Genomic DNA, 4,385 nt, shown 5'->3' with positions numbered 1-4,385 from the left:
TATATTTGAAAATGCAGAAGGAAAGTTAAGGGAGGCTAGAGTAATAACTAGGCAGACATCGGACGGAAGAGGTACGATCTCGTTTAGAAATTATATCGTTGAATTCGATTTCTCGATGAAGGACAAACTTGGAATAGGAAAATTATTGGCAGTAAATACGATAAAAGATGATACTTATTTGATACTTGAGACTGCTGAGATAATTCCTATGCATTATGGTATGATAAATTTAGACTCGACAGTCCCTAGAGAAATAAGAAACGAGATTATGAAGAGAGTAGAAGAGAGTTGGAAAGTAGAAGATAAACATAAGTGGATTGATGTAATTGCATATCCTTTAGGTTACATACTAGAGATTAACCAAAACGAACTCTCCTTTAAGAAGGGGTATTTTCCCCCCCTTCTAGGAAGTTCAGTTAGGATACTTAACGTTAATGCATATAGCAAATTTGTTTGTGCAAATAGTAAAGTTAGTTTAGGAAATGTGATCAATGAGGACATCAGACTTAACATTGATCTAGAGAGGGCTATGCGATATCATATTGGAATTTTCGCATTCACAGGATCTGGTAAGTCAAATTTGGCATCATTAATAGTTAGAAGAGTGTTGGATACTTCACCTAATACAAAGGTTGTAATATTTGATGTCTCTATGGAATACGCTATTTTACTTTTGGATAAATTAATGGAGATGGAGTCTAGGCTAATATCATTAGATAGAGTTCCATTAAATGCAACGGATGCGGGAAGGAGATTTTTAAGAAGCCACGTGATACCAGATGACATAACTGATATTAGGGATAAAATTAGGAAAGCTGGAGAAATATTATATCAAAAAGAAAAAATTAGACAATTGTATATTCCACCTCAAGGATTCTCCTTTTTAACTTATGGTGATATTATAGATTTCATAAAGAAGCAGATAGAGGATAAATATACTGCAATATCCCAAAAACCCTTACTATACACTTTCCTTAGTAAGTTGGACAATTTCATGAGAGATAGGAAACTAAATGCAGATGATATAGTTGATGATAGTCTAAACCAATTATTGGATGAGATAGAGACTCTAGGTAGGGAGTCTCATTTAAAGGAGAACTCTACATTATTTATCTTTATTTCTGGTCTTAAATCATATATATCATTAGGGGTTGAAGAAAGAGAAGATTACGACGTAGAAAAACTATCGATAGAGATTCTTGATTCGTCTGAAAATTCACCTAGGCTTTTTATCCTAGAATTACCCAACTTGGAAGAAGGCAGACAATTAGTAGCGAGTGTGATAAACCATGTGTATAACCGTAGAAAGAGAATGTATTCAGATAATCCTAAAGTGTTATTTATAATTGACGAGGCTCAAGAGTTTATCCCTTACGATACTAAACAGAAAGATAAGAGTGAGGAATCCAGTAACGCCGTTGAAAAACTATTAAGACATGGTAGGAAATATCACTTACATGCTTTAATTAGCACACAAAGATTAGCTTACTTAAATACTAATGCTTTGCAACAACTTCACACATATTTTATCAGTACATTACCTAGACCATATGATAGGCAATTATTGGCAGAAACTTTCGGGATTAGTGATATACTTCTAGATAAAACTTTAGAGCTAGAAGCTGGGCAATGGTTATTAGTTAGCTTTAAATCAGCCTTACCTCATGACGTCCCAGTGTTCTTCTCAGCCGATAACAATCTAAAAATTCTTAAAGATAACTTGAATAAAATTTAATTTATCTTTACTTCTTCCAGATATTTCTTATTTTCTTCTAAAAAGATCTTATATGCCTCTTCAGTAAAAATATAAATAGTTAAATCTATTTGATCAATCATCTTATATACCTCATCATAAATTTTATCAATGATCTTAGACTTATCCTTACAACTAGCTTGCCTTACGATTATCATATAATAAGCACCATAAGAGTCCCTAAAAACGTGAATTTCGGAATCATTCACTACTTCTTTAGCCTTTTTAAAAGCACTTTTAACAACACTCTCCATAATTATTTACTTTGATTTACTAAGCTATAAATTAACATATCCAATTACTCTTGGTTTACCTTGCTTTACGTTAACGTTTAAAATTGGTATTTGATCACTGATTAAAGGTATTACCACCGAGGTTTTTATCTCAGCCTTTTCGTTATTAACCTTGACATTAGCAGGTACTGCATAGCCCTTTATTAATACATGGTTTTGTCCTTCGTTGAAGGTCGACCAAGGATATTTGGTCAATTTTCCCTCAATCTTATTATCTACCTTAACATTAGGCTTTATTAAGTACATAAGATCTTTTATCTCATCCTCTTTTACGTTCCTTAAAGCGAAGCCCACTCTAACTCCACTCCCCACTGAGTTAACATCCTCGTCAAGAACTTGAATACTCTTTATTTCCACCTCTTTATTATATGGCAGTGCTAATAATTTATCGTGAGCCTCAACCTTAGTGTAGGAAAAGCCAGTGACTACAGTTCCTACTCCTTTAACTGTGAATACTCTATCAATGTAAACTATACCCAAATCCTTTTCCTTAGACTCCTCCAAATCCGAGATATCATTAGTTAACTTAAAGTTTTTGAACGAACTTAGAGGAGAAAGAATAGAGTTCAATTTTCTTTCTTCAAGATCACTTATTACAATCTTGTTTTTAATATTAAGTGAGTCTACTAACATTGCCAATTCACCGTCTTGCCATGACAGATTTTCTGGCAGATAAAGGATCGAAAGGGAAGAGAGCGATATTAGCTCAGCACTGTCCAAGAACTTGTCCGGATAATCCAAGGAAACAAGAATTGACCTTATATACTCTCCCCTCTTTCTATAGTATATTTTGAATTTTGCATTTTCATGGAGTTTTCCCAATTTATTAGCTATTTCAGTTATTTTTTCTTTATTCGAGGATGTTATCGATATAATCTCCCCTTCATACATCTTGATCACTGGTGCAAAACTTTTAACCTCATGTTCAAGTTTTAAAATATGAAATTAATTGTTGCTTCTATCATACTAATGTTTATTGGTTTTCTCCTAGTATTCGCTAGTATTTTGTCTCCACCGTATGCCACAACCCAATCCACTTCAGCTACTAGCAGTCCGCAATTTGCAGGACTAATCTTAATTGGACCTATACCAATAGCTTTCGGAAATGTTCCTTCCTCAGTTTTAGGTAACCTAGTGATAGTAGGCGTTATCTTCACAATTATATTACTTATAATATATCTAATTATGTTCATAATTGCAAGGAAAAATGCTAGATTTCCACCACCTTATTAATCGGGTACAATTAAGCTCCTTATAGCCTCTCCCTCTTCCAATAGCTTAACAGCCTCGTTAATTTCTTCTAACTTAAATGTGCCAGTAACCAAGGAAGTGGGGTCATATTTGCCTAGTTTAACTAACTGTAATAACCTAGGCATATCTATTCTAGGTCTAGCTCCATAACTACCTATTATTCTTATCCCGTTTCTTACTATCATAGCTATCCTTAATGGGATTTCAGAGGTAGTAGGTGGTAGTCCAACTAAGATTACTCTTCCACCAACTCTCACTGATTCTATAGCCATTCTTATAGTTTCTTGAGTTCCTGCTGCTTCTATCACGATATCTGGTCCACCATTAGTTATTTCCTTAATTGTCTTGGCTGCATCGGTCTCCTTTGAGTTGATCACATCCGTAGCGCCAATTTCTAAAGCTTTCTCAAGTTTCCATTTCTTAGTTCCTACTCCTATTATCCTTCCAGCTCCTATGGACTTTAGCATCTGAATTATAGATAAACCTACACCACCTACACCAATAACTGCTACGCTCTCTCCAGGTTCAACCTTAGCTATATTTACAGCCCCATATGCCGTTAAGCCTGCACAACCTAATACTGCTATTTTCTTTAGATCCATATCTTCAGGAACTTTATTCAAAGCCGTTTGTGGTAAAACGGCGTACTCAGCAAATCCACCTCCTAGGAATGTTCTTATGGCTCTTCCATCTCTGTAACGCACTCTAGTGGTTCCATCTAGCATAGTGCCATTTAGTCTAGTCTTAGCAAAGTTCTCACACAAGTTCTCATTACCTGTTATACAATTTTTACATTGACCACAAGGATGTACAAATGATGAAACTACTCTATCTCCTCGTTTAAGGTTTGTGATCCCCTCACCTATTTCTTCTACTACTCCTGAGATTTCATGCCCTGCTATTACTGGTGTTGGTACTGGAGTCTTCCCCTCAAATACATTAACATCAGAGTGGCATAGCCCGGTTGCCGTCACTTTTATCCTCACTTCTCCTCTCTTAGGTTGATCAATTTCTACGCTATCCTCAATCACTAGTGGTTCATTATATTTATGGAGAATTGCTGCCTTCATTGTTATTACATACTGTAT

The 4,385-nt window shown here is 35.1% G+C and carries 5 protein-coding genes; 2 read left to right on the top strand and 3 right to left on the bottom strand.

The genetic code is table 11. The features are described from left to right. Position 1 precedes the first annotated feature (1 nt). Positions 2–1,735, top strand: a complete 1,734-nt coding sequence (locus tag DMP16_RS08140; protein WP_143577075.1) for an ATP-binding protein — start codon at positions 2–4, stop codon at positions 1,733–1,735. On the opposite strand, the gene DMP16_RS08135 is transcribed toward DMP16_RS08140, so the two are convergent. Both DMP16_RS08135 and DMP16_RS08130 read right to left on the bottom strand, forming a co-directional pair. Beyond that, on the bottom strand, positions 1,732–2,007 hold the full coding sequence (locus tag DMP16_RS08135) for a hypothetical protein (protein ID WP_069282287.1): 276 nt from the start codon (positions 2,005–2,007) through the stop codon (positions 1,732–1,734). The genes DMP16_RS08140 and DMP16_RS08135 overlap by 4 nt on opposite strands. A 24-nt stretch (positions 2,008–2,031) precedes the next feature. Further along, entirely contained in the window at positions 2,032–2,937 is a 906-nt protein-coding gene (locus tag DMP16_RS08130; protein WP_069282286.1) for a translation elongation factor, read from the bottom strand. 48 nt (positions 2,938–2,985) lie between these two features. On the opposite strand from DMP16_RS08130, the gene DMP16_RS08125 reads away from it, so the two are divergent. Then, on the top strand, positions 2,986–3,279 hold the full coding sequence (locus DMP16_RS08125) for a DUF131 domain-containing protein (RefSeq protein ID WP_083216343.1): 294 nt from the start codon (positions 2,986–2,988) through the stop codon (positions 3,277–3,279). Here DMP16_RS08125 and DMP16_RS08120 read toward each other — a convergent pair. Beyond that, positions 3,276–4,385: zinc-binding dehydrogenase (locus DMP16_RS08120; RefSeq protein WP_304948040.1), on the bottom strand; the 1,110-nt coding region annotated here is incomplete at its 5' end. The two genes, DMP16_RS08125 and DMP16_RS08120, sit on opposite strands and share 4 nt — an antisense overlap.

Origin of the sequence: Sulfolobus sp. B1 (assembly GCF_007050195.1) — an archaeon.
Lineage (GTDB): Archaea > Thermoproteota > Thermoprotei_A > Sulfolobales > Sulfolobaceae > Saccharolobus.
This window is presented reverse-complemented; position numbering and strand designations above follow the sequence as displayed.

Excerpts from the sequence above, each read along its gene's own strand:
- DMP16_RS08135 (WP_069282287.1), bottom strand. The coding sequence starts at position 2,007 with ATGGAGAGTGTTGTTAAAAGTGCTTTTAAAAAGGCTAAAGAAGTAGTG.
- DMP16_RS08130 (WP_069282286.1), bottom strand. The coding sequence starts at position 2,937 with ATGTATGAAGGGGAGATTATATCGATAACATCCTCGAATAAAGAAAAA.
- DMP16_RS08125 (WP_083216343.1), top strand. The coding sequence starts at position 2,986 with ATGAAATTAATTGTTGCTTCTATCATACTAATGTTTATTGGTTTTCTC.